This is a genomic window from Pseudomonas sp. LBUM1670, from assembly GCF_059695695.1.
This window is the reverse complement of record NZ_CP166783.1, coordinates 249,798-272,566: the sequence shown is the minus strand read 5'-3', so window position 1 is coordinate 272,566 and position 22,769 is coordinate 249,798. Positions and strand designations below refer to the sequence as shown.

Here is a 22,769-nt window from a genome sequence, read left to right as displayed (position 1 = left end):
CACTACTACAGCGACAAAAAGTGGGCCGGATTATGCCAGAAAAGCCCAAAAAAAGTAGGGCCCTCCCGTCGTAACGGCGTTATTCCGGCACTATCCAGTGAAATTACCTGCGCTGAACCGTTTTAGTGACGGGTATCTGACGGCGTCTCGACACCCGCGCCAGCAAACAATTGACTGATATCAGCGGCATCGAACAGGTAACGCTGGTTGCAGAACTGGCAATCGATTTCGATGTTGCCACCATGTTCGATGACCAGTGCCTGGGCATCTTCCTGACCCAAACTGACCAGTGCATTGGCAGAACGTTCGCGCGAGCAGCTGCAACGGAAACGCAATCTCTGCGCATCAAACAGCCGGACCTGCTCTTCGTGGTAGAGACGATGGAGCACGGTTTCGTTGTCCAGGCCGAGCAATTCATCGGCGGTCAGGGTGCTGGCCAGTGCAGTGACGTGCTGCCAACTGGCGGCGCGTTCTTCTTCGTCTTTCAGACGGTCGGCGGGCAACTGCTGCAGCAACAGGCCACGGGCGCGACGGCCATCGGCGTACAACCAGAAACGCGTGCCCACCTGCTGGGACATGACGAAGTAATTAGTGAAGCACTCCGACAGGGTTTCGCCATCCAGGTCGACGATGCCCTGATAGCGCTGGCCTTGGGTCGGGTCGACGGTCAGCGCCAATACGCCATTGGGCATCAGGTCGGCGAGGGTTGCGTCGGGGGCGATCTGGTCGGCCTCGTAACGGGCCAGACCTCGGATTTCGCGCTCGCTGGAGCACTCGATCATCAGCAACGGCACCGGGCCATCGGAACGGGCCTGGAGAATCAGCAGACCATCGAACTTCAAGGTGCCGACCAGCAACGACGCCGCGGCCATCAGTTCGCCGAGCAGTTGTTTTACCGGCTCCGGGTAAGCGTGTTTGGCGAGGACTTCGGCGTAGCTGCGCTCCAACGACACCAGCTCGCCGCGGGTGTCGCTGTCATCGAAGATGAAGCGTTGGGTGTAGTCAGTATCCGGTAGATCGGTCATAGGTCTGGGTATCTGAAGTAATGACAAGATAATTACAAAAAGTGAAATTGCGCCTCTACAGCACCGCTTTGGTGCGCGATGTTCAGCCAAGGGTGGCATTTTATGAACAATCCGGGTTTGTTCCAAGCAAGGTAGAACGCCCGCCGGTTGGCGTACTGCAATGTTGTGCCTCTGGCACTGATGGCCTTCTGGTTATGGCCTATGGGTCAGATGCTGTGTGTGGTTTTCGACGAGTGGTTGTTTTACCCACTCAATTCGCCGCTGGCGACTCACCCGATATGGCTGCACATCCGGGCAATTGCAAGTCTGCGAGCCTTATGCGGTGGTCGGGGTGATCCTGCTTTACTGGGGAACCGGGGATGGCTGGCGAGTGCTGCGCACTCGTTCGCGGGCAAGCCTCGCTCCTACAGAGATTCGTGGTCAACTGTAGGAGCGAGGCTTGCCCGCGAAGGCGTCAGCCCAGACGACAGAGAAGCAACAGCCTCACTCGTCGTTACTGCTCCCACGAAACTTAAACAGATCCCGCCGCTGTTTCTTGCTCGGTTTGCCATCGGTGCTCACGCCCAACGAGCCGGCCTTGCGCATGGCTGCCGCGGCTTCGCGCTTGGCGATGCTGGCTTCGGTTTCGGCGTACAGCGTCTGAGCCTCCGGCGCGCCACGGCGAACGATCGACAACGCCTGGACCACCACCGTGCGCTCCTCGAACCCGGTACGAATCTGAAACTCGTCACCGATCCTCGGTTCCTTGCCCGGCTTGCAACGTTCGCCACGGCAATGCACCTTGCCGCTTTCAATCGCGGCCTTGGCCAAGGCACGTGTTTTATAAAAACGCGCAGCCCACAACCACTTATCGAGACGGACTTTGTCGTCCTCTTCCTGTTTTTGTGCCACTTGAATTCCTCTTTCCGCCAATAGTCGGAACTGTACTACCGTTTCTGTCGGGCGCAAGAACCCGGCCCTCCAGATAGACTGTCGACTTGGCCGGTTCCCCGGCATGGAGTGATCGAGTGACTATATTTCCGTCTTCATTGACCTCGCCCCAGGGCGGTTGCCAGGGCTGTCAGCAAAGCGAGCCGCTGGGCTTCGATTTTGCCTTTGCCTACCAACCGATCGTCGACTTGCGGGATCAATCGATTTTCGCCCATGAAGCGTTGGTACGCGGCGTTGGCGGGGAAGGTGCACTGTCTGTGCTTGATCAGATTACAGAGGCGAATCGCTATCGCTTCGACCAGCTCTGCCGGACACGAGCCATTGAAGGAGCGGCGAGCATAAATATGCAGACACACTTGTCGATCAACTTCATGCCCAACGCCGTTTATCGCCCCGAGCTGTGTATCCGCACCACTCTGGAGGCCGCGAAAACACACAACTTCCCCATCAACCGGCTGATTTTCGAAACCTTGGAAAGCGAGCACGTAGATAACTATCGCCATTTGACTAATATTCTGCGTGAATACCGCGAATTCGGCTTCAAGACCGCCATCGACGATTTCGGCGCGGGCTACTCGGGGCTCAATCTGCTGGCTGATTTCCAACCGGACCTGATCAAACTCGACATGGCACTGATCCGCGATGTCGACCGCGATCGTGTTCGTCAGGCTATCGTTCGAGGGATTGTCACAATCTGTGCAGAGTTGGACGTTACAGTCATCGCCGAAGGCATCGAAAGCGCCGGAGAACGGGATTTCCTGGCGGACTGTGGAATTTTTCTGATGCAGGGTTACTGGTTCGCCAGACCTGCATTCAAAGCGTTGGCTCAGGTATCACCTGAAGCCTGGACGCGATAATCGCCGGTTTTTCCTATTGAAGACATTTGACCATTTGACCGTTATCGGTCTGCGCGAGTGGGTGGCGCTCCCGGATTTGGGAGTCGCGGGCCTGCGGGCAAAAATCGACACCGGCGCCAGTACCTCCAGCCTGCACGCCACCGACATCGAGCCGTTCGATCGCGAGGGCGAGAGCTGGGTGCGCTTCACCGCGCACCTGGGCACGGTGGTGCAACTGCGTCACCGCCGCTGTGAAGCGCCGCTGGTGACGATGAAAACCATTAAAAGCTCCAACGGTCATGCGCAGAAGCGATACGTGGTCAGCACCACCCTGGCCCTCGGTGATCGGGTCTGGCGGGTCGAGTTCACCCTCGCCTGCCGCAAGTCCATGCGTTATCGCCTGCTACTCGGCTCCAAAGCCCTGATCGACGGCCAACTGGTGGTTAATCCGGGCATCAAATATGTACAAGACAAGCCGGTGTTCCCGGTATCTACCTCTTCCACAGGTGTTGCATGAAGATCGCTGTGCTGTCGCGGAACCCGCGTCTGTATTCCACTCGTCGTCTGGTCGAAGCCGGTACCGAGCGTGGCCATGAAATGGTGGTGATCGACACCCTGCGCGCCTATATGAACATTGCCAGCCACAAGCCGCAGATCCACTACCGCGGCAAGCCGCTGGAAGGTTTCGACGCGGTGATCCCGCGGATCGGCGCGTCGGTAACGTTCTATGGCTGCGCGGTGTTGCGTCAGTTCGAAATGATGGGGGTGTTTCCGCTCAACGAATCGGTGGCCATTGCCCGGTCGAGGGACAAACTGCGTTCGCTGCAATTGCTGTCACGCCGTGGAATCGGCTTGCCGGTCACCGGATTTGCGCATTCCCCGGATGACATTCCCGACCTGATCGACATGGTGAACGGCGCACCGCTGGTGATCAAGGTGCTGGAAGGCACCCAGGGTATCGGCGTGGTGCTGTGTGAAACCGCGACGGCGGCGGAGTCGGTGATCGAGGCGTTCATGGGCCTCAAGCAGAACATCATGGTTCAGGAATACATCAAGGAAGCCGGCGGGGCGGACATTCGCTGCTTCGTGGTCGGCGACAAGGTGATTGCGGCGATGAAGCGTCAAGCCAAGCCTGGGGAGTTCCGCTCCAACCTGCATCGCGGTGGCAGCGCCAGCTTGATCAAGATCACGCCAGAGGAACGCATGACCGCGTTGCGCGCGGCGAAGGTGATGGGTTTGGCGGTGGCCGGTGTAGATATCTTGCGCTCCAATCACGGGCCATTGGTGATGGAGGTGAATTCTTCGCCGGGGCTGGAAGGGATCGAGACCACCACCGGGAAGAATGTGGCGGGGATCATCATCGAGCATCTTGAGAAGAATGGTGGGCCGAATATGACGCGGACCAAGGGCAAAGGTTGATCCCAGAAATTTATGGCGGTCGCAAGGCCGCCTTCGCGAGCAAGCCCGCTCCCACATTTGATCTGCTGAGAACACAAAATCTGTATTCGACACGATCTACTGTGGGAGCGGGCTTGCTCGCGAAGGGGACATTGGCCCCACTGGAGATACCAGCCTTTAAACCGCGTCTCGAGGCAACATCAACCCAAGCGGCAACCGCACCCGAGCTTCAAGCCCACCACCCGACCGGTTGCGCAACTCCACATTCCCACCATGCATCGAAGCGATCCGCTTCACAATCGCCAAGCCCAATCCGGTGCCCTTCCCGCCCCGAGCACGATCCCCCCGGGTAAACGGATTGAAGATCGCTTCCAGCTCTGACGGATCAATCCCCGCCCCACGGTCCATGACGCTCAGCACCACGTACGGCGCGTTCACGTCCCCGGACACATACGCCGCCACTTCGACGCCACTTCCAGCGTGATGCAAAGCGTTGCCAATCAGGTTGTTCAGCAACCGTTTCATCGACACGCGACGCAACGGAAACGGCTGAATCGGCTGCAAGCGCAGACGCACTTTTTCTTCATTCTGGTTATACGGCGCGGCGACTTCACGCACCAGGTCGGTCAAGTCCACCTCTTCCACCGACTCGTCCCGTCCATCGCGAATGAACGCGAGGAACTGGTCGAGAATCGCGTCCATGTCTTCGATGTCACGCACCATGTCGTCCGTCAGGTCGCTGTGTTCGCCCATCAGCTCCAGTGACAGACGCAATCGGGTCAGTGGCGTGCGCAAGTCATGGGACACCCCGGCCAGCATCAGCTCACGCTCACGGCCAGCCTGTTCGACGTCTTCAGCCATCTGGTTGAACGCGCGGTACACCTCGGTCATCTCACTCGGTGTGTCGCTGATTGGCAGGCGCACGCTGCGGCCCTGGCCAAGTTGCCTTGCCGCATAGACCAAGCGTTTCAAAGGTTGATTGAGCTGGCTGACGAAGATCCACGCCGAGGCAGTGGACAACAGGCCGATGGCGAGGAACCAGCCAAGCACATTCCAGATTTTCTGACCGCGCAGAGGATGCGGGTACAGCGGCACCTTCATCCAGCCATCGCCCAGACTGGGCGCCCGAACCCACAGGGCCGGCGGCGAATGCATGCGCAATCGCACCTCGGTGTCGGCGCCAAGCTCTGCCTGCATCTGCCGCTGATAGATCTCGCTGTAAGGCCAGTGTTGCTCGCCTTGCGGCACACCCGTGCCCACCACCCGGATCAGGGTCGCGGCTTCGGCAATCTTGTCGCGGTTGTTTTCATCCGCCGCCCAGTAGGCGCGCAGCGTCAGGGCGACGCCGTGGCTGTATTGGCGGTCCACCAGCACGTCTTCGTTCATCAGCAGATAAACCAGGGTCAGCGCCTTGGAGAACAGGACGACGATCAGCACCAGCCACAGGGTGCGGGAGAAGAAACTCTGGGGGAACCACATGGGGGTTTTCATGAATAACCGCTACATACTTGCAGGAGCGAGCGATGCTCGCATATTGCGGATCGCGAGTCTGCGGACAACAACATCCGCACGACCCGCTCCTACAAATCGCCGATCACTTGGTGGCGGCGCCATCCGGAACGAACACGTAACCCACGCCCCAGACGGTCTGGATGTAGCGCGGCTTGGATGGATCGGGCTCGATCATCCGGCGCAGACGGGAGATCTGCACGTCGATGGAACGCTCCAGGGCATCCCACTCGCGGCCACGGGCCAGGTTCATCAGTTTGTCGCGGGTCAGTGGCTGACGCGCGTTCATGACCAACGCCTTGAGCACCGCGAACTCACCGGTGGTGAGCATGTGCACTTCGTCACCACGTTTCAGTTCGCGAGTCGCCAGCGACAGTTCGTAGTCGCCGAACGTCACGCTTTCGTCTTCGCTGCCCGGCGCGCCCGGCACAGGAGCAGACTGACGACGCAGGACGGCTTTGACGCGAGCCATCAGCTCGTCCGGGTTGAACGGCTTGGCCAGATAATCGTCGGCGCCCAGTTCAAGGCCCTTGATGCGGCTCAGCTCATCACCCTTGGCAGTGAGCATGATGATCGGAATCTGATTGTTCGCGCCGCGCAGACGGCGGCAGGCGGTCAGACCGTCTTCGCCGGGCAGCATCAGGTCGAGGACGACCAGGTTGAACACTTCACGCGCCAGCAGGCGATCCATTTGTTCCGTGTTCGGTACGGCGCGGGCGCGGTAGCCCTTGCTGACGAAAAAGCGTTCCAACAGGCTGCTGAGCCCCGGATCGTCGTCAACGATAAGAATTTTTTCGCCTTCAGCAATGTTTGCAGTGCTGCTCATTGGATGCTCCTTTGATCTCGGCGCGCATTATGGCGTAGCTGCCGTTATACGCACCGTGTGCATTGTTAGCAGATTTTTCCTTCACCGCCAGAAATCCGGGCATTGTGCCTACAGCCTGTGATGCCCCCGAATGACAGAACGCTGGTTATAATGCGCGGCCTTTTGTGTCAGGCAACGTCTGATTATTACTGCAGTGGCCACTTTTTATTTTCAGGGTGCCGGCAGTCATTGTTCGATTTCACGGGTCAACGGGAAGCCTGTTGACCCAGGTAGCGGCGCAGGCCAGGCCGCTCAACCAGACTCGCCGAGCCTTTATCTCTGCGCCTGCGAGCCTGCTTTCACAATTTGTCAGGTGGTTTTATGGACAGCATCAACAGCCGCATCGCCGAGGAACTCGGCGTACGCCCACAACAGGTCGAAGCGGCCGTCGCGCTACTCGATGAAGGCTCTACCGTTCCCTTCATCGCCCGTTACCGGAAAGAAGTGACCGGCAGCCTCGATGACATTCAATTGCGTCATCTGGAAGAGCGTCTGCGCTACCTGCGAGAACTCGACGAACGGCGCATCAGCATCCTCGCCAGCATTCAGGAGCAAGGCAAGCTGACCCCGCAACTGGAACGCGACATCAAGCTCGCCGACACCAAGACCCGCCTCGAAGACTTGTACCTGCCGTACAAGCAGAAGCGCCGCACCAAGGGCCAGATCGCCCTGGAAGCCGGCCTCGGCGAACTGGCCGACGGTCTGTTCAACGACCCGAGCCTGACGCCAGACACCGAAGCTGCGCGCTTCGTCGACGCCGAAAAAGGCGTGGCCGATGTGAAGGCGGCCCTCGAAGGCGCCAAGTACATCCTCATGGAACGCTTCGCCGAAGACGCCGGCCTGCTGGATAAACTGCGCAGCTACTTGAAGCAGGAAGCCACCCTCAGTGCCCGCGTGATTGCCGGCAAGGAAGAGGAAGGCGCCAAGTTCCGCGACTATTTCGAACACGACGAACCACTGAAAAGCATGCCGTCGCACCGCGCGCTGGCGATTTTCCGTGGCCGCAACGAAGGCATTCTCAGCTCCGCACTGAAAGTCGGCGACGAACTGCCGGGCACCATGCACCCGTGCGAAGGCATGATCGGTCAGCAGTTCGGCATCCAGAACCAGAACCGTGCCGCCGACAAATGGCTGGGCGAAGTGGTGCGCTGGACCTGGAAGGTCAAGCTCTACACCCACCTGGAAACCGACCTGTTGGGCGAGCTGCGCGATGGCGCGGAAACCGAAGCGATCAATGTGTTCGCGCATAACCTGCACGACCTGCTGCTGTCGGCCCCGGCCGGCCCGCGCGCCACGTTGGGCCTCGACCCAGGCCTGCGCACCGGTTGCAAGGTCGCCGTGGTCGATGCCACCGGCAAGCTGCTGGATCACGCCACGGTTTACCCGCACGTGCCACACAACAAGTGGGATCAGACCCTCGCGATTCTTGCTGCCCTGTGCGCCAAGCATTCGGTGGACTTGATCGCCATCGGCAACGGCACCGCGAGCCGCGAAACCGATAAGCTCGCCGCTGAGCTGATCAAAAAATACCCAGCCATGAAGATGACCAAAGTCATGGTCTCCGAGGCCGGCGCATCGGTTTACTCGGCGTCGGAACTGGCCTCCAAGGAATTCCCTGACCTCGACGTGTCGATCCGTGGCGCGGTGTCGATTGCCCGTCGTTTGCAGGATCCACTGGCCGAGCTGGTGAAGATCGATCCGAAATCCATCGGCGTCGGCCAGTACCAGCACGACGTGTCGCAGCTGAAACTGGCGCGCGGCCTGGATGCGGTGGTCGAGGACTGCGTAAACGCCGTGGGCGTGGACGTGAACACCGCGTCCGTAGCGCTGCTGGCCCGAATCTCCGGCCTCAACGCGACTCTGGCGCAGAACATCGTCAGCCATCGTGACGAGCACGGCGCGTTCAAAACCCGCGCGGCGTTGAAGAAAGTTGCGCGTCTGGGCGAAAAAACCTTTGAGCAGGCGGCTGGTTTCCTGCGCGTGATGAACGGCGACAACCCACTGGACTCGTCTGCGGTTCACCCGGAAGCCTATCCACTGGTGCAGCGCATCGCCGCTGAAACCGACCGCGACATCCGTTCGCTGATCGGCGATGCCACCTTCCTCAAGCGTCTCGATCCGAAGAAGTACACCGACGAAACTTTCGGTCTGCCGACGGTCACCGACATTCTGCAAGAACTGGAAAAACCCGGTCGCGACCCGCGTCCAGAGTTCAAGACCGCCGAGTTCCAGGAAGGCGTCGAAGACCTCAAGGACCTGCAGCTGGGGATGATCCTCGAAGGCGTCGTGACCAACGTGACCAACTTCGGCGCGTTCGTCGACATCGGCGTGCATCAGGACGGTTTGGTGCACATCTCCGCGCTTTCGGAGAAGTTCATCAAGGATCCGCGTGAAGCGGTGAAGGCCGGTGACGTGGTGAAAGTGAAGGTCATGGAAGTGGACATCCCGCGCAAACGCGTGGGTCTGTCGATGCGCATGAGTGACACGCCGGGCGAGAAAATCGACGGTGCCCGTGGCGCGCGTCCGGGATCGGCCCCACGCCAGTCCCAGAACACTGCACCACGCAAGGAAACCACGGCAGCGGCCCCGGCCAACAACGCCATGGCTTCGTTGTTCGCCAACGCCAAGCAGTTGAAGAAACGCTGATGGAGATCCCTGCCGGGCTGACCGAAAGCGCGTTTTTCAAGCTGCTGGGCTGCCGGTTGCACAGCCTGGAAACCGGGGTGGCGCAAGTCGCCCTGGCGCTGGAACCCGAGTTGCGCAATCGCGGCGGCAAGCTGCACGGCGGGGCCTTGTTCAGTCTGGTGGACATTGCCATGGGGCTGGCCTGTTCCAGCACCCACGGCTTTGACCAGCAGAGCGCGACCATCGAATGCAAGATCAACTACATCCGCGCCGTTTCTGACGGTGAGGTGATGTGCACGGCCCGGGTGATCCACCCGGGCCGCCGCACGCTGGTGGTCGAAGCCGACGTGATGCAGGGCGACAAACTCGTCGCAAAAGCACAAGGCACGTTCGCTGTCCTGTAGCTAGATGTCACCCATTTGAGTTAATTTCGGCGCTGAGACCACAGCGTCAAAGTTCCCTGTGGGAGCGGGCTTGCTCGCGAAAGCGGTGTATCAGGCGACTTTGATGTTGCCTGACATACCGCCTTCGCGAGCAAGCCCGCTCCCACAGGGGATTGCGGCGATCAAACCTTGGCCGGCTGACAACAGCACTGAGGGGTTCCCAACCAGGCGAAAACGCCAGTTTCAACTTCACCCTTGTAGACCGTCCTGCCCACCCCCATATTGGGGCGACTGACGCGTGAAGGAATCCAACTTGAGCGAACTTCTCAACCGCCGCCTGGCTCTGCTCGGCGAGCGCGCTAACCTCTCTCTGCTCGAACAGTGCCTTCACGGCATCGAACGTGAATGCCTGCGCGTGACCGGCGAAGGTCGCCTGGCGCAAACGCCGCACCCGGAAGAATTGGGTTCCGCGCTGACCAACGAACAAATCACCACCGACTATTCCGAGTCGCTGCTGGAGTTCATCACACCCGCCCTGCCCGACCCGGCCGACACCCTGGCGAGCCTGGACAAGATTCACCGTTTTGCCTACAGCAAGCTCGGCAGCGAGTACCTGTGGAGTCCGTCGATGCCGTGCCCGTTGCCGGCCGAGGAAGATATCCCGATCGCCTATTACGGCACGTCCAACATCGGCAAGCTCAAGTACGTTTATCGCAAGGGCCTTGCCCTGCGCTACGGCAAGACCATGCAGTGCATCGCCGGGATTCACTACAACTTTTCCTTGCCGGAGAAGCTCTGGCCGCTGCTCAAGGAAGCGGAAGGTTTTGTCGGTACTGACCGCGACTATCAGTCGTCGGCCTACATCGCGCTGATCCGTAACTTCCGCCGCTACAGCTGGCTGCTGATGTACCTGTTCGGTGCCTCGCCGGCGCTGGATGCCGGTTTCCTGCGCGGTCGTTCGCACCAGTTGGAACAACTCGATCCGGACACTCTTTACCTGCCGTACGCCACCAGCCTGCGCATGAGCGATCTGGGTTACCAGAGCAACGCCCAGGCCGGTCTGACACCGTGCTACAACGACTTGGCGAGCTACACCGACAGCCTGCGCAAGGCAGTCGCCACGCCGTATGCGCCGTACGTTGAAATCGGTACGCATCAGGACGGTGAGTGGGTACAGCTCAACACCAACATCCTGCAGATCGAAAACGAGTACTACTCCAACATTCGGCCGAAGCGCGTGACCTACACCGGCGAACGGCCGATCCAGGCGCTGGTGGCCCGCGGCATTCAGTACGTCGAAGTGCGCTGCCTGGACATCAACCCGTTCCTGCCGATGGGCATCGACCTCGCCGAGTCGCGCTTCCTCGATGCGTTCCTGCTGTACTGCGCGCTGAACGACAGTCCGCTGCTGACCAATACTTCGTGCGGCAACGCGACCTCGAACTTCCTCAGTGTGGTCAAGGAAGGTCGTCGTCCGGGGCTGCAACTGCAACGCGAAGGTCAACCGGTCGGGCTGAAGGAATGGGCCGGTGAATTGCTGGAAAAAATTGCTCCGTTGGCAGCGCTGCTGGATCAAAGCCATGGTGGCGATGCCCACAGCAAGGCGCTGGATGCGCAATTGGCCAAGGTCAAGGACTCGTCCCTGACGCCATCAGCTCAGGTGTTGGCAGCGATGGCCGAGCGCAAGGAAAGCTTTGCTCAATTCTCCCTGCGTCAGAGCCAGGCCCACGCGGAATTTTTCCGCAGCGAGCCATTGAGTCGCGAAGACCAGGCAACATTTGAAGAGCGGGCGCGTTCGTCGCTGGCGGAGCAAGTGGAGCTGGAACAGAACGAAGTCGGCGATTTCGATGTGTTTGTCGGGTCGTATCAGGCGAGCATTCTGGCGATCAGCAACTAACCTGCAAACGCAGGTCCCCTGTGGGAGCGGGCTTGCTCGCGAAGGCGGCGTACCAGTCACCATTGTTGTCGACTGGCACGCCGCCTTCGCGAGCAAGCCCGCTCCCACAGGGATAGCGATTTACAACTACTCTCCCTTAGAATTTTCCGCTCATAAGCTCATTCGAAAAAGTTATTTATTTTCGGATTCTTATATCATTTAGTCTCCTTTCACGCCGACTCTCGGTCCGCCTGACAAGGAGCTTCCCAAATGAAAATGACTTTCCCTCTTCGCTTGCTGGCGGCCGCGTCCTTGGCTGCGGCGAGTGTGTTTGCCCAGGCGGCTGACGTAACCGTCGCCTACCAGACCACCGTCGACCCCGCCAAAGTCGCCCAGGCCGACGGCGCGTACGAAAAAGCCACCAACGCCAGGATCGACTGGCGCAAATTCGACAACGGGGCCGACATCATTGCCGCCATCGCTTCCGGTGACGTGCAGATCGGCTACCTCGGTTCCAGCCCTCTGACCGCTGCAATCACTCGCAAAGTCCCGGTAGAAACCTTCCTCATCGCCACCCAGATCGGCGCCGCTGAAGCCCTGGTTGCCCGCGACGGTTCCGGCATCAAGACCCCACAAGACCTGATCGGCAAGAAAATTGCCGTGCCGTTCGTTTCCACCGGTCACTACAGCCTGCTGGCTGCGCTGAAGCACTGGAAAATCGACCCGTCGAAAGTCACCGTCCTCAACCTCGCGCCACCGGCAATCATCGCCGCATGGAAACGCGGTGACATCGACGCCACTTACGTCTGGGATCCGGCGCTTGGTGTGGCCAAGGAAAACGGCAAAGTGCTAATCACCTCCGGCGAACTGGCCAAGTTCGGCGCGCCGACCTTTGATGCGTGGATCGTGCGCAAAGACTTCGCCGAGAAGCACCCGGAAATCGTCACCGCGTTCGCCAAAGTCACCCTCGACGCCTACGCCGATTACCGCAAAGACCCGAAAGCCTGGCTCGCCAATCAATCCAACGTCGACAAGCTTGTAAAACTGTCGGGTGCCAAGGCCAGCGACATTCCGCTGCTGCTGCAAGGCAACGTCTACCCGCTGGCGGCTGATCAGGTCATCACCCTCGGCGCGCCGACCACCAAAGCCATCACCGACACCGCTGTGTTCCTCAAGGAACAAGGCAAGGTCGAGGCCGTGCTGCCGGACTACGCGCCGTACGTCAGCGCCAAGTTCATCACCAACTGATCGGGAGTTGACCGCGATGGCTTTGCTACAGCTGGAGCGCATCAGCGCACAGTACCCCGGCAGTCCGGAACCGGTGCTGGCGGATATTTCCCTGAGTCTTGGGCCCCAGCAGTTGCTGGTGGCTCTCGGCCCGTCCGGCAGTGGCAAGACTTCGCTATTGAACCTGATTGCCGGTTTCGTCGAGCCCAGCGCCGGACGCATCACCCTCGATGGCGTGCCGGTCAAAGGTCCGAGCGCCGAACGCGGCGTGGTGTTCCAGGACGATGCCTTGTTGCCCTGGCAGGACGTGTTAGCCAACGTTGGTTTCGGTCTGGAACTGGCCGGTGTTTCCCGGGACAAACGCGAAATCCGCGCTCGGGAAATGCTCGCGCTGGTGGACCTTTCCGGTTTCGAACACCGCCGCATCTGGCAGCTCTCGGGCGGCCAGAAGCAACGCGTCGGCCTGGCCCGCGCGCTCGCCGCCGACCCGCGCGTACTGCTGATGGACGAACCCTTCGGCGCACTCGATGCCTTCACCCGCGAACAGATGCAGGAGCTGCTGTTGCAAGTGTGGCAGCGCACCGCCAAACCCGTTTTCCTGATTACCCACGACATTGAAGAAGCGGTGTTCCTCGCCACGGACTTGATTCTGCTGGCGCCGAATCCGGGGAAAATCGTCGAGCGCCTGAGCCTGGATTTCGGTCAGCGTTACGCCGCCGGTGAGTCGGCACGGGCGATCAAGTCCGATCCGCGCTTTATCGAAACCCGCGAACACGTGCTCGCCAAAGTGTTCTCCCAACGCAGCGCCGCCACGCGGCAGGAGCGCGCATGAGCACCTATGAAATACCGGCCGTGACGGTGAAACCGGGTTCGACGGTCATTCCTGTTCGTCGCAGTTTGAGCACCCGCTGGATCAGCGTGCTGACCCTGGTCGCGCTCGTTGCCCTTTGGTGGGCCGTGACCGCCACGGGGATGATCGAACCGCTGTTCCTGCCACCGCCGTCCGCCGTGCTGCAAAAGGGCTGGCTGCTGGCGACCAGCGGTTACATGGATTCGACGTTGTGGCAGCACCTGGGCGCGAGTCTTGGCCGGATCGGCCTGGGTCTCGGTTTCGCGGTGTTGACCGCCGTGCCGGTCGGCATTGCGATCGGTGCCAACCGTATCGCGCGCGGCATTCTCGATCCGCTGATCGAGTTCTACCGCCCGATTCCGCCGCTGGCCTATTTGCCGCTGATCGTCATCTGGTGCGGCATTGGCGAGTTGTCGAAAGTCTTGCTGATCTACCTGGCGATCTTCGCTCCGATCGCCATCGCCACCGCGACCGGCGTGCGTACAGTCGACCCGGCCAAATTGCGCGCCGCTCAGTCGTTGGGCGCAACCCGAGTTCAACTGATTCGCCATGTGATTTTGCCGAGCGCCTTGCCGGACATATTGACCGGTGTGCGCATTGGTCTGGGCGTGGGTTGGTCGACGCTGGTCGCCGCCGAACTGATCGCTGCCACCAGCGGCTTGGGCTTCATGGTGCAGTCGGCCGCGCAGTTTCTGGTTACCGATGTGGTGGTGCTGGGGATTCTGGTGATTGCGCTGATCGCCTTCGCCATGGAAATGGGCCTGCGCGCGCTGCAACGCAAACTGGTGCCATGGCACGGCCAGGCTCACTGATTTTTCCCTGTGGGAGCGGGCTTGCTCGCGAATGCGGAGTGTCAGGCAACATTGCTTTGACTGATACACCGCTTTCGCGAGCAAGCCCGCTCCCACAAAAAGCACGGCGCCCCGGATTGAAGAGAATGACCATGAGCAACCTGACAATCGTCCCCCTCAGCTCCGCGCTCGGCGCACAAATCAGCGGCATCGACATCAGTCAGCCACTGAACCTGGAACAGCGCGATGCCATCGAGCAGGCACTGCTCAAGCATCAGGTGCTGTTCTTCCGCGACCAGCCGATCACGCCGCAGCAACAGGCACGTTTCGCCGCCCATTTCGGCGACCTGCACATTCACCCGATCTACCCGAATGTGCCCGAACAGCCGGAAGTACTGATCCTCGACACCGCCGTCACCGACGTGCGTGACAACGCCATCTGGCACACCGACGTGACCTTCCTGCCGACCCCGGCGATGGCCGCGGTGCTCAGCGCAAAATTGCTGCCGGAGTTTGGTGGCGACACATTGTGGGCCAGCGGTATTGCGGCGTATGAAGCGCTGTCTGCACCGATGAAAAGTCTGCTGGAAGGGCTGACGGCAACGCACGATTTCACTCGTTCGTTTCCGCTGGAGCGCTATGGCAACACGCCGGAAGCATTGGCTCAGTGGGAAGAAGCACGCCGCAAGAATCCGCCACTGTCGCACCCGGTGATCCGCACGCATCCGGTGAGCGGGCGCCGGTCGCTGTTCGTCAATGACGGCTTCACGTCTAAGATCAATGAGCTGTCGGAGACCGAGAGCGAGGTGATTCTGAAGTTTTTGTTCGCCCATGCAACGCGGCCGGAATTCACCATTCGCTGGCGCTGGCAGCAGGATGACGTGGCGTTCTGGGATAACCGCGTGACGCAGCATTACGCGGTGAATGATTACCGGCCGGCGCGGCGGGTGATGCAGCGGGCGACGGTGTTGGGGGATGTGCCGTTTTTTCGGTGAACACCCCAGCTTTTTTACTGATTTTTATGGCCCCTTCGCGAGCAAGTCGAATCGTCGCACCGCCGCTCCCACATTAGACCGAGTCTTTCGGTCAATTGTGGGAGCGGCGGTGCGACGATTCGACTTGCTCGCGAAGGCGATACAACAGGTGCCACATAAACCGGCACCAAACACTTACTCAGCCGTCGAAGGCTTCTCCCAAAGATTGATCCCGCCCTCCTGGGCAAACCGGTCAATCTCCGCCAACTCCTCCGCGCTGAAGCTCAAATTCTTCAACGCCCCGACGTTCTCGATAATCTGCTCCGGCCGGCTCGCACCGATCAGCGCCGAGGTCACGCGCGGATCGCGCAGCGTCCAGGCCAACGCCAGTTGCGCCAGGCTCTGACCGCGACGTTTGGCGATTTCGTTGAGCCCACGCACATGGGCGATATTGGCCTCCGACAAGTGCGAGGATTGCAACGAATCACCGCCCGGACGATTCACCCGCGCATCCTTCGGAATGCCGTTGAGGTATTTGTCGGTCAACAGGCCCTGCGCCAACGGCGTGAACGCAATCACGCCGGTGCCGAGTTCGTCGGTGACCTCCAGCAGGTCCTTTTCCACCCAACGATTCAGCAGGTTGTACGCCGGCTGGTGAATCAGCAACGGTACTTTCCACTCTTTCAACAGCGCCGCCATCTCACGGGTTTTCACCCCGGAATACGACGAGATGCCGATGTACAGCGCCTTGCCCTGCTGCACCGCCGTAGCCAATGCGCTGGCGGTTTCCTCCAGCGGAGTGTCCGGATCAAAACGGTGCGAATAGAAAATATCCACATAATCCAGGCCCAGGCGCTGCAGGCTCTGATCAAGACTGGCCAGCACGTATTTTCGCGAACCACCGCCCTGCCCGTAAGGACCGGGCCACATGTCCCAACCGGCCTTGCTGGAAATAATCAGCTCATCGCGATACTGCTTGAAGTCTTCGCGCAGCAAACGGCCAAAATTGATTTCGGCGCTGCCGTACGGCGGGCCGTAGTTGTTGGCCAGGTCGAAGTGGTTGATCCCCAGATCGAACGCCGTTCGCAGCAACGAACGCTGGGTGTCGATCGGCGTGCTGTCGCCGAAGTTGTGCCACAGGCCCAGGGACAACGCCGGCAACACCAGACCGCTGCGGCCGACGCGGCGGTAAGGGATGGAGTCGTAGCGGTTTTCGGCAGCGGTGTAAGTCATCGAATCCTCTCTTGTCTGTCTTGAATTTGGCATCGACTGCTTCGCAAGTTGCCCAGCATACGCCCAGACAAACGCCGATAAACCCTAGACTCGAGGAAATGCTGAAACGTTTCACAGATTCTAAATTGACCGCCCCCTGGTGCCTGAAACTGAGCCTCGGGCTTATGCCGACAGCTCACGCAGCGCAGCAGCCGCCAAGAAGCCAGATCTCGAGCTATATCGCTGATCCCGCCTTACTGTCTGGTCGATACGCTCAAGCAACTGCTCAGGCAACGTAGCGTTGAAGCGTACCGATTTCCCGAAATAAGGCGTGATATCGAACTCGACCACACCCCATACGCCGCCAGCGTACTCAGGGTTATTGATATGAGCGTCAATCTCACGCACTTGCGGCAATGGATCACCATCGGCGACCAGTCCTTCATAGTGCAAGGACAACGCTTCTTTCACGTTTTCGAATGCCTGCGCCACCGTAGCGCCCGCAGAGAAACAACCCGGTACGTCCGGGATAATCACTCCGTATTCTGAGTCGGCATCCTTGTGCAGAACGACCGGGAATTTCATTTCGGTGAGTCCTTCCTGTGATGTTGCCTCTTCGAGGCTCTCATTTCCGATATCGGGCCTCATTTCAGGCCCGCCTGTTTCAATATGCTGTTGATCGTTCCTTTGGGAAGATCTGAATCAGGGTGCTTGATCGTCACCCGACCTGCCTTGTACGAATGCTTGTACTGATGGTGGCTACCTTTCACGGCCACCAGATACCAACCATCCTCCTCGATCATCCTGATCATTTCCCGACTTCGCATCAATTCGTCCTTGTGGGCAGCAATCTGCCGATCACATTACGCGACGAATGCGAACGTTATACACACGATACACACTCTGACAAATATTAGACCAGCGCGACGTTACCCAACTTGCCTGAAGACCAGCGGCTATCGCGCCCCCGCAAACACTCCAGCACATCAACCTCGCAAAATCACGTCAACGCTGTGGCGCCTGGCCCGGTAGCCACCGACCTGTTTTTGCATGGCAAGAGCGAGGAGCAAATCCAGACCTTCGCCAGGATGCCTCCGCTGGAACGTCTGGCTCAACCGGAAGACATCTCCCACGTTGTCTCGTTTCTAGTGGGGCCTGATTCGGCGTGGGTCAACGGGCAGATTCTGCGCGTGAATGGGGGGCTGGTTTAAGCTGCTATGTAAGCAGGCTTGACGCCTTCGCGGGCAAGCCCGCTCCCACAGGGTTTGAGTCGTTCACATAATTTGCGTTCGACACAAACCCTGTGGGAGCGGGCTTGCTCGCGAAGGCGGCCTCAAGGGTGAAATACATCTGAGGGTAGATACACACAATGCACACCACCATCATCATCTTCTTCGGCCTGGTCCTCCTGGCGCTGATGCTGTTCATCGGCGAGCAAATCGGCTTCAGCCGCCAAATCCTGACCTACAGCTTCATCATCCTGTGGCTGGCCCTGACGATGATCAACGGCGCAATCGGCGTGGTTACTGCCGGCCAGCCCGTGACGACGGAGCTGGTGGTCGGCAGCATTGTGTTCGGCGTGCCGGTGGCGGCGCTGGTGCTGTTCATGGTGTTGAGCAGCGAGACCTGACCTCAACGCACCAAATGCAAAAACTGCATATGCCGCTCGTACTGATCGAGGATGTCGTTGATGACCTGCTCCTTGGTATAGCCCACCAGATCGTAGTCTTGGCTGCCCTCGCTCAAATGCACTTCGGCGCGATAGTAACGACGATTGTTGAGTTCCTTGGAACCCATGCCGCCACGGGCGAAGGACGGCGTGAAGTAGCCGCGCATCTGCACCTGATAGATGAACGGATGCTGCTCGCCGTGACCGATTTCCAGGCTGACGCTGTCGTTCGCCGGATCGGGTTGAGCCACCACGTGCAAACCCTTCTCGACGAACACCGCCGTCACTTCTTCAATCGCCGGACGCACCGTCGTATCGAGGAAGCGATAGACCTCATCCCGCGACGGGAAATGCACGGCCTGACTCAAGCGCTGACGCCATCCGCCACGCCGGGAACCGGACACCGGCGCCAGGGAATGCAGTTGCGCGATCTGCTTCTGCGACTCCAGATAAAACGCCTTGTGCAGCCCCCACATCATCAATAACAAAATCATCGAGAACGGCAATGAGGTCAGCACCACCGCCGACTTCAGCGCATCGATGCTGCCGGAGAACAGCAGCGCACTGGTGATCAGCGCGGTCATCGCGCCCCAGAACACCCGCAGCCATTTCGGCCCGTCTTCATCCGGGTTGCCGCCCTTGGCGGAGAGTGTCGACAGCACTACGGTGCCGGAATCGGCCGAGGTGACGAAGAACACGAAGCTGATGAACACCGTGACCGCAATCACGGTTTTGCTCCACGGGTAGGTTTCCAGCAGCAGGTAAAGGGTCATCGACGGGTTGTCGATGGCCGACATGCCGAGGGTGCTCATGCCGTGGTTGAGCACCTGGTCGATGGCGCTGTTGCCGAAGATCGACATCCACGCCAGGGTGAAACCGAGCGGGATCAACAGCACGCCGAAGACGAATTCGCGGATGGTCCGGCCACGGGAAATCCGTGCGATGAACAGGCCCACGAACGGCGACCACGCAATCCACCAGGCCCAGTAGAACACCGTCCAGCCGCCCAGCCAGTCGCTGGGTTTGTCGTAGGCGTAGAGGTCGAAACTCTTCATCGGCAACGCGCCGAGGTAGTCGCCGATGTTCTGGATCAAGGTGTTAAGCAGATGCTGCGTGGGCCCGGCGAACAACACGAACAGCAGCAGCGCACAGGCCAGCAGCATGTTGATGTCGGACATCACCCGCACGCCTTTATCGACGCCGGACACCGCGACGATGATCGCCGCGCCCATCATCAACGTGATCAGGCCGACCTGAATCCACTGGGTGTGAGCGACGCCGAACAAGTAGTCGAGCCCTGAGTTGAGGTGCAACACACCGAAGCCCATGTCGGCACCGAGGCCGAACACCGTGGCGATGATGCCAAAACCGTCGACGGCGTAACCGATCGGACCGTTGATGCGCTTGCCGATCAGCGGATAGAGCGCCGAGCGCAGGGCCAGCGGCAGGTTGTGCCGGTAGGCAAAGTAGGCCAGCGCCATGCCGACGAAGGCGAACACGCCCCAACCATGCAGACCCCAGTGCAGAAAGAGAATCTGCATCGCCTGGCGCGCCGCATCCGCCGTGCCGGCCTCGCCTTGCGGCGGTTGCGACAGGTGGGTCAGCGGTTCGGACACACAAAAGAAAAACAGTGTGATGCTGATCCCGGCGGCGAACAGCATGCCGGCCCAGGACAGGTAACTGAATTCGGGCTCGTCGTGGTCGGCACCGAGCTTGATCTTGCCGTAGCCGGACAAGGCGGTGACCACCACGAAGACCAGATACAGGGTCATCGCGAGCATGTAATACCAGCCGACCGTATTGGCCGCCCAGTTTTGCGCTTGCAGAAGCCAGGCGCCGGCCTGTTCAGGCATGGCGATGACGACAATGCCGAAGAGCAGAATGAAGGTCGCCGCGAAGTAAAACACCGGCGGGTTCATGCGGACCTGACCGCTGGCGGAGGTGGACGGTGCACTCATGAAAGGTGCGCCTCAAGGGGGTGTAAACGGGGAATCAGTAACGGACTCGGCAAGGGCAAGCCTCCTGTTGTGAGCGGGCAGCAAACCGGTGGTTTAACTTGAATGAGCGTTCAAGTTAAACATGAATAGGGTGCTAAGGACTAATCACAGGGCTCGGCGGTACTGTTCGTACGCTAGCTCAAGGAAGGGTATGACGCGGGGTTGGGGGGATTCGTTCAGTGGAGAATTGGCTGAAGGCCATTATCTCGGTTCGGCTTGAAACCATTCGCGAGCAAGCCCGCTCCCACAGGGAATAGTGTCGTGCACACATCTGTGGTGCAACACCCATCCACTGTGGGAGCGGGCTTGCTCGCGAAGGCGGTCGATCAGACAGCAGAGATTTACGCAGTCTTACTTCTGCGTCCCATCATCATGCTGCAGATTCGCCTGCGTCAGGTTGCACCCCGCCGGCACGCTGCGGGTCAGCCAGACATTGCCGCCAATGGTCGAACCCTTGCCAATGGTGATCCGCCCCAGAATCGTCGCACCGGCATAGATCACCACATCATCCTCGACAATCGGATGCCGCGGATGGCCCTTCTGCAACTGGCCGTCTTCATCCGCCGGGAAGCGCTTGGCCCCCAGGGTCACGGCTTGATAAATCCGCACGCGCTCGCCGATGATCGCGGTCTCGCCGATCACCACACCCGTCCCGTGATCGATGAAGAAGCTGCGGCCGATTTGCGCGCCCGGGTGGATGTCGATACCGGTCGCCGAGTGGGCGATTTCTGCGCTGATCCGCGCCAGCAATGGCAACCCGGCGCGGTACAAATGGTGCGCGAGGCGATGGTGAATCACCGCCAGAATCCCCGGATAGCACAGCAAGACTTCATCAACGCTGCGAGCCGCCGGGTCACCGTGATAGGCCGCCAGCACGTCAGTGTCCAGCAGGCTGCGCAGCCCCGGCAGGGCGAGGGCGAAGTCCTGAATGATCTGGATCGTTTTGGCTTCGACTTCGGTGTCGGCCTCGGCGCTGTGGCGGGCGGCGTAACGCAGCTCAAGTCGTGCCTGCCCCAGCAACGCGTTCAGTGCTACGTCCAGCGTGTGGCCGACGTAGAAGTCTTCGCTCTCTTCGCGCAGGTCCACCGGGCCGAGGCGCATCGGGAACAACGCACCGCACAGCGCTTCAAGAATCTCCGCCATGGCCGCTCGGGACGGCAACTCGCGACCGCCCTGCTCGCCGCTGGCGCGGCCATTCTGGGCGCGCCACTGGTCGCGCGCCGTGCGCAGCTGGCTGACGATGGTCTGCAATTGCCAATGGCTGGAACGCTCGCTCAAGGTAAAAACTCCACACGGGCGGCCGGACTGTCTGGCCGCGCTGACGGCGATTACTTTACGGCAAGGTCTGGAAGCCGAATTAAGAACCGATTGTGCTGTGCTCAGCACGTTTGGATATATGCGATTGGCGGTTGCCCCTACTTATAGCCGTGCCTATAGTCCTGACATCTACCCCCACCAGTACGGACCCATGATCAAACAACAGCTCGCCCGTTTTGACCGCCTCGATCTGCTCGGCCACCCGACCCCTCTGGAAAAACTCGAACGCCTGTCGACCTGGCTCGGCCGCGACGTGTACGTCAAACGTGATGATCTGACACCGCTGGCGATGGGTGGCAACAAGCTGCGCAAACTTGAATACCTGGCCGCCGATGCGCTGGCCCAAGGTGCGGACACGCTGATCACTGCCGGCGCGCTGCAATCCAACCACGTGCGCCAGACCGCCGCCCTTGCCGCCAGGCTCGGTCTGGGTTGCGTCGCGCTGCTGGAAAATCCTCTGGGCACTGACGACGCCAACTACGTCGGCAACGGCAATCGGCTGTTGCTCGACCTGTTCGATACCAAAGTTGAGTTGGTGGACAACCTCGACAACGCTGACGAGCAACTGGAAGCATTGGCCGCACGCCTGCGCAGCAATGGCAAGAAGCCGTATCTGGTGCCGATCGGTGGCTCGAACGCGTTGGGCGCTTTGGGTTATGTGCGCGCCGGACTGGAACTGGCCGAGCAGATCAAAGACACCGGCCTGACGTTCGCTGCGGTGGTGTTGGCCTCGGGCAGCGCTGGAACTCACAGCGGTCTGGCTCTCGCGTTGAGCGAAGCATTGCCGGATTTGCCAGTGATTGGTGTGACAGTTTCCCGCAGCGATGAAGATCAGCGGCCCAAGGTCCAGGGCCTGGCCGAGCGCACCGCGGCGCTGTTGGACGTGAGCCTGCCGGCCAGTTTCAAGGTCGAGTTGTGGGACGAATATTTTGGCCCGCGCTATGGCGAACCGAATGCCGGAACGCTGTCGGCGGTAAAACTGGTCGCGAGTCAGGAAGGTTTGTTGCTGGACCCGGTGTATACCGGCAAGGCCATGGCTGGGTTGCTCGACGGGGTTGGGCGTCAACGTTTTGATGAAGGGCCGATTATCTTCCTGCACACGGGCGGGGCGCCGGCGTTGTTTGCCTACAAGGACTTTCTGTAATCGACCAGCAAGATCAAAAGATCGCAGCCTGCGGCAGCTCCTACGGGTGTATGCCGACCCATGTAGGAGCTGCCGCAGGCTGCGATCTTTTCAGCAAACATTTTATATTCTAAAATAGAATAACAAACGTAACATTTATTA

Annotated in this window: 21 protein-coding genes and 2 pseudogenes; 14 read left to right on the top strand and 9 right to left on the bottom strand. The window is 59.9% G+C overall.

All coding sequences use genetic code 11. The annotated features are described in order from the left end of the window. Positions 1-122: 122 nt before the first annotated feature. Positions 123-1,025 (bottom strand): Hsp33 family molecular chaperone HslO, encoded by a 903-nt coding sequence (gene hslO / locus ACA073_RS01300; RefSeq protein ID WP_497401046.1) that lies wholly within the window; start codon positions 1,023-1,025, stop codon positions 123-125. A gap of 147 nt (positions 1,026-1,172) precedes the next feature. Here hslO and ACA073_RS01295 point away from each other — a divergent pair. After that, positions 1,173-1,368 (top strand): annotated as a pseudogene (locus ACA073_RS01295) (phosphatase PAP2 family protein); the annotation flags it as partial. Between the two features lie 140 nt (positions 1,369-1,508). On the opposite strand, the gene ACA073_RS01290 reads toward ACA073_RS01295, so the two are convergent. Then, positions 1,509-1,916: an RNA-binding S4 domain-containing protein gene (locus tag ACA073_RS01290; RefSeq protein ID WP_497401044.1), complete on the bottom strand. Its 408-nt coding sequence runs from the start codon at positions 1,914-1,916 to the stop codon at positions 1,509-1,511. A 116-nt stretch (positions 1,917-2,032) separates the two neighbouring features. Here ACA073_RS01290 and rimA point away from each other — a divergent pair, with 116 nt between their 5' ends. From rimA to rimK, 3 genes are read left to right on the top strand one after another with little or no spacing between them, the layout of a single operon-like run. Continuing rightward, a complete protein-coding gene (gene rimA, locus ACA073_RS01285) occupies positions 2,033-2,812 on the top strand; it encodes a S6 modification regulatory phosphodiesterase RimA (protein ID WP_497401042.1) in 780 nt (259 codons plus the stop codon). A 16-nt stretch (positions 2,813-2,828) separates the two neighbouring features. Further along, positions 2,829-3,308 carry a retropepsin-like aspartic endopeptidase RimB gene (gene rimB / locus ACA073_RS01280; protein WP_497401040.1) on the top strand — a complete coding sequence of 160 codons (480 nt, stop codon included), beginning with the start codon at positions 2,829-2,831 and terminating at the stop codon, positions 3,306-3,308. Beyond that, positions 3,305-4,210: a 30S ribosomal protein S6--L-glutamate ligase gene (rimK, locus tag ACA073_RS01275; protein ID WP_007949201.1), complete on the top strand. Its 906-nt coding sequence runs from the start codon at positions 3,305-3,307 to the stop codon at positions 4,208-4,210. The genes rimB and rimK overlap by 4 nt, the downstream gene beginning before the upstream one ends. Positions 4,211-4,366: 156 nt before the next feature. Here the strand turns inward: rimK and ACA073_RS01270 are convergent, their stop codons facing one another. Next, entirely contained in the window at positions 4,367-5,680 is a 1,314-nt protein-coding gene (locus ACA073_RS01270) for an ATP-binding protein (RefSeq protein WP_497401038.1), read from the bottom strand. Positions 5,681-5,783: 103 nt separating this feature from the next. Then, positions 5,784-6,524, bottom strand: coding sequence for an osmolarity response regulator transcription factor OmpR (ompR, locus tag ACA073_RS01265; protein WP_008032260.1), 741 nt, complete (start codon positions 6,522-6,524; stop codon positions 5,784-5,786). Between the two features lie 360 nt (positions 6,525-6,884). Between ompR and ACA073_RS01260 the strand changes: the two genes are divergently transcribed. From ACA073_RS01260 to tauD, 7 genes are all read left to right on the top strand, one after another. Further along, positions 6,885-9,209 carry a Tex family protein gene (locus ACA073_RS01260; RefSeq protein WP_497401036.1) on the top strand — a complete coding sequence of 775 codons (2,325 nt, stop codon included), beginning with the start codon at positions 6,885-6,887 and terminating at the stop codon, positions 9,207-9,209. Then, the gene (locus ACA073_RS01255) at positions 9,209-9,592 is read left to right on the top strand and encodes a PaaI family thioesterase (protein WP_008019061.1); all 384 of its coding nucleotides are present in this window, start codon (positions 9,209-9,211) and stop codon (positions 9,590-9,592) included. The genes ACA073_RS01260 and ACA073_RS01255 overlap by 1 nt, the downstream gene beginning before the upstream one ends. Before the next feature lie 292 nt (positions 9,593-9,884). Further along, on the top strand, positions 9,885-11,468 hold the full coding sequence (gene gshA, locus ACA073_RS01250) for a glutamate--cysteine ligase (protein ID WP_497401034.1): 1,584 nt from the start codon (positions 9,885-9,887) through the stop codon (positions 11,466-11,468). Between the two features lie 249 nt (positions 11,469-11,717). Next, positions 11,718-12,695: a taurine ABC transporter substrate-binding protein gene (tauA, locus tag ACA073_RS01245; RefSeq protein ID WP_497401032.1), complete on the top strand. Its 978-nt coding sequence runs from the start codon at positions 11,718-11,720 to the stop codon at positions 12,693-12,695. 16 nt (positions 12,696-12,711) lie between these two features. Continuing rightward, the gene (gene tauB / locus ACA073_RS01240) at positions 12,712-13,506 is read left to right on the top strand and encodes a taurine ABC transporter ATP-binding subunit (protein ID WP_497401030.1); all 795 of its coding nucleotides are present in this window, start codon (positions 12,712-12,714) and stop codon (positions 13,504-13,506) included. Further along, positions 13,503-14,336: a taurine ABC transporter permease TauC gene (gene tauC / locus ACA073_RS01235; RefSeq protein WP_497401029.1), complete on the top strand. Its 834-nt coding sequence runs from the start codon at positions 13,503-13,505 to the stop codon at positions 14,334-14,336. The genes tauB and tauC overlap by 4 nt, the downstream gene beginning before the upstream one ends. Before the next feature lie 131 nt (positions 14,337-14,467). Further along, complete coding sequence (gene tauD / locus ACA073_RS01230; RefSeq protein ID WP_497401028.1) at positions 14,468-15,310, top strand: taurine dioxygenase; 843 nt, start codon at positions 14,468-14,470, stop codon at positions 15,308-15,310. Between the two features lie 174 nt (positions 15,311-15,484). Here tauD and mgrA read toward each other — a convergent pair whose 3' ends face one another. From mgrA to ACA073_RS01215, 3 genes are all read right to left on the bottom strand, one after another. Next, the gene (gene mgrA / locus ACA073_RS01225; protein WP_497401027.1) at positions 15,485-16,522 is read right to left on the bottom strand and encodes an L-glyceraldehyde 3-phosphate reductase; all 1,038 of its coding nucleotides are present in this window, start codon (positions 16,520-16,522) and stop codon (positions 15,485-15,487) included. Between the two features lie 162 nt (positions 16,523-16,684). Continuing rightward, positions 16,685-17,149 (bottom strand): type II toxin-antitoxin system HicB family antitoxin, encoded by a 465-nt coding sequence (locus ACA073_RS01220; RefSeq protein ID WP_497401026.1) that lies wholly within the window; start codon positions 17,147-17,149, stop codon positions 16,685-16,687. Beyond that, the gene (locus tag ACA073_RS01215) at positions 17,146-17,328 is read right to left on the bottom strand and encodes a type II toxin-antitoxin system HicA family toxin (protein WP_407013427.1); all 183 of its coding nucleotides are present in this window, start codon (positions 17,326-17,328) and stop codon (positions 17,146-17,148) included. Before ACA073_RS01215 ends, ACA073_RS01220 begins: the two co-directional genes overlap by 4 nt. 177 nt (positions 17,329-17,505) lie before the next feature. Between ACA073_RS01215 and ACA073_RS01210 the strand changes: the two are divergent. Together ACA073_RS01210 and ACA073_RS01205 are read left to right on the top strand one after the other, a co-directional pair. After that, positions 17,506-17,712 (top strand): annotated as a pseudogene (locus ACA073_RS01210) (SDR family oxidoreductase); the annotation flags it as partial. 158 nt (positions 17,713-17,870) lie between these two features. Further along, on the top strand, positions 17,871-18,131 hold the full coding sequence (locus ACA073_RS01205; protein WP_497401024.1) for a hypothetical protein: 261 nt from the start codon (positions 17,871-17,873) through the stop codon (positions 18,129-18,131). A gap of 2 nt (positions 18,132-18,133) precedes the next feature. Here the strand turns inward: ACA073_RS01205 and betT are convergent, their stop codons facing one another. Together betT and epsC are read right to left on the bottom strand one after the other, a co-directional pair. Continuing rightward, on the bottom strand, positions 18,134-20,128 hold the full coding sequence (betT, locus tag ACA073_RS01200; protein ID WP_497401022.1) for a choline transporter BetT: 1,995 nt from the start codon (positions 20,126-20,128) through the stop codon (positions 18,134-18,136). A 390-nt stretch (positions 20,129-20,518) separates the two neighbouring features. After that, on the bottom strand, positions 20,519-21,445 hold the full coding sequence (gene epsC, locus ACA073_RS01195; RefSeq protein ID WP_497401020.1) for a serine O-acetyltransferase EpsC: 927 nt from the start codon (positions 21,443-21,445) through the stop codon (positions 20,519-20,521). Between the two features lie 190 nt (positions 21,446-21,635). Between epsC and ACA073_RS01190 the strand changes: the two genes are divergently transcribed. Then, positions 21,636-22,628, top strand: a complete 993-nt coding sequence (locus tag ACA073_RS01190) for a D-cysteine desulfhydrase (protein WP_497401018.1) — start codon at positions 21,636-21,638, stop codon at positions 22,626-22,628. Positions 22,629-22,769 lie beyond the last annotated feature (141 nt).

Excerpts from the sequence above, each read along its gene's own strand:
- hslO (WP_497401046.1), bottom strand. The coding sequence starts at position 1,025 with ATGACCGATCTACCGGATACTGACTACACCCAACGCTTCATCTTCGAT.
- rimK (WP_007949201.1), top strand. The coding sequence starts at position 3,305 with ATGAAGATCGCTGTGCTGTCGCGGAACCCGCGTCTGTATTCCACTCGT.
- ACA073_RS01270 (WP_497401038.1), bottom strand. The coding sequence starts at position 5,680 with ATGAAAACCCCCATGTGGTTCCCCCAGAGTTTCTTCTCCCGCACCCTG.
- ompR (WP_008032260.1), bottom strand. The coding sequence starts at position 6,524 with ATGAGCAGCACTGCAAACATTGCTGAAGGCGAAAAAATTCTTATCGTT.
- ACA073_RS01260 (WP_497401036.1), top strand. The coding sequence starts at position 6,885 with ATGGACAGCATCAACAGCCGCATCGCCGAGGAACTCGGCGTACGCCCA.
- ACA073_RS01255 (WP_008019061.1), top strand. The coding sequence starts at position 9,209 with ATGGAGATCCCTGCCGGGCTGACCGAAAGCGCGTTTTTCAAGCTGCTG.
- tauA (WP_497401032.1), top strand. The coding sequence starts at position 11,718 with ATGAAAATGACTTTCCCTCTTCGCTTGCTGGCGGCCGCGTCCTTGGCT.
- tauB (WP_497401030.1), top strand. The coding sequence starts at position 12,712 with ATGGCTTTGCTACAGCTGGAGCGCATCAGCGCACAGTACCCCGGCAGT.
- tauC (WP_497401029.1), top strand. The coding sequence starts at position 13,503 with ATGAGCACCTATGAAATACCGGCCGTGACGGTGAAACCGGGTTCGACG.
- tauD (WP_497401028.1), top strand. The coding sequence starts at position 14,468 with ATGAGCAACCTGACAATCGTCCCCCTCAGCTCCGCGCTCGGCGCACAA.
- mgrA (WP_497401027.1), bottom strand. The coding sequence starts at position 16,522 with ATGACTTACACCGCTGCCGAAAACCGCTACGACTCCATCCCTTACCGC.
- ACA073_RS01220 (WP_497401026.1), bottom strand. The coding sequence starts at position 17,149 with ATGAGGCCCGATATCGGAAATGAGAGCCTCGAAGAGGCAACATCACAG.
- ACA073_RS01215 (WP_407013427.1), bottom strand. The coding sequence starts at position 17,328 with ATGCGAAGTCGGGAAATGATCAGGATGATCGAGGAGGATGGTTGGTAT.
- ACA073_RS01205 (WP_497401024.1), top strand. The coding sequence starts at position 17,871 with ATGCACACCACCATCATCATCTTCTTCGGCCTGGTCCTCCTGGCGCTG.
- betT (WP_497401022.1), bottom strand. The coding sequence starts at position 20,128 with ATGAGTGCACCGTCCACCTCCGCCAGCGGTCAGGTCCGCATGAACCCG.
- ACA073_RS01190 (WP_497401018.1), top strand. The coding sequence starts at position 21,636 with ATGATCAAACAACAGCTCGCCCGTTTTGACCGCCTCGATCTGCTCGGC.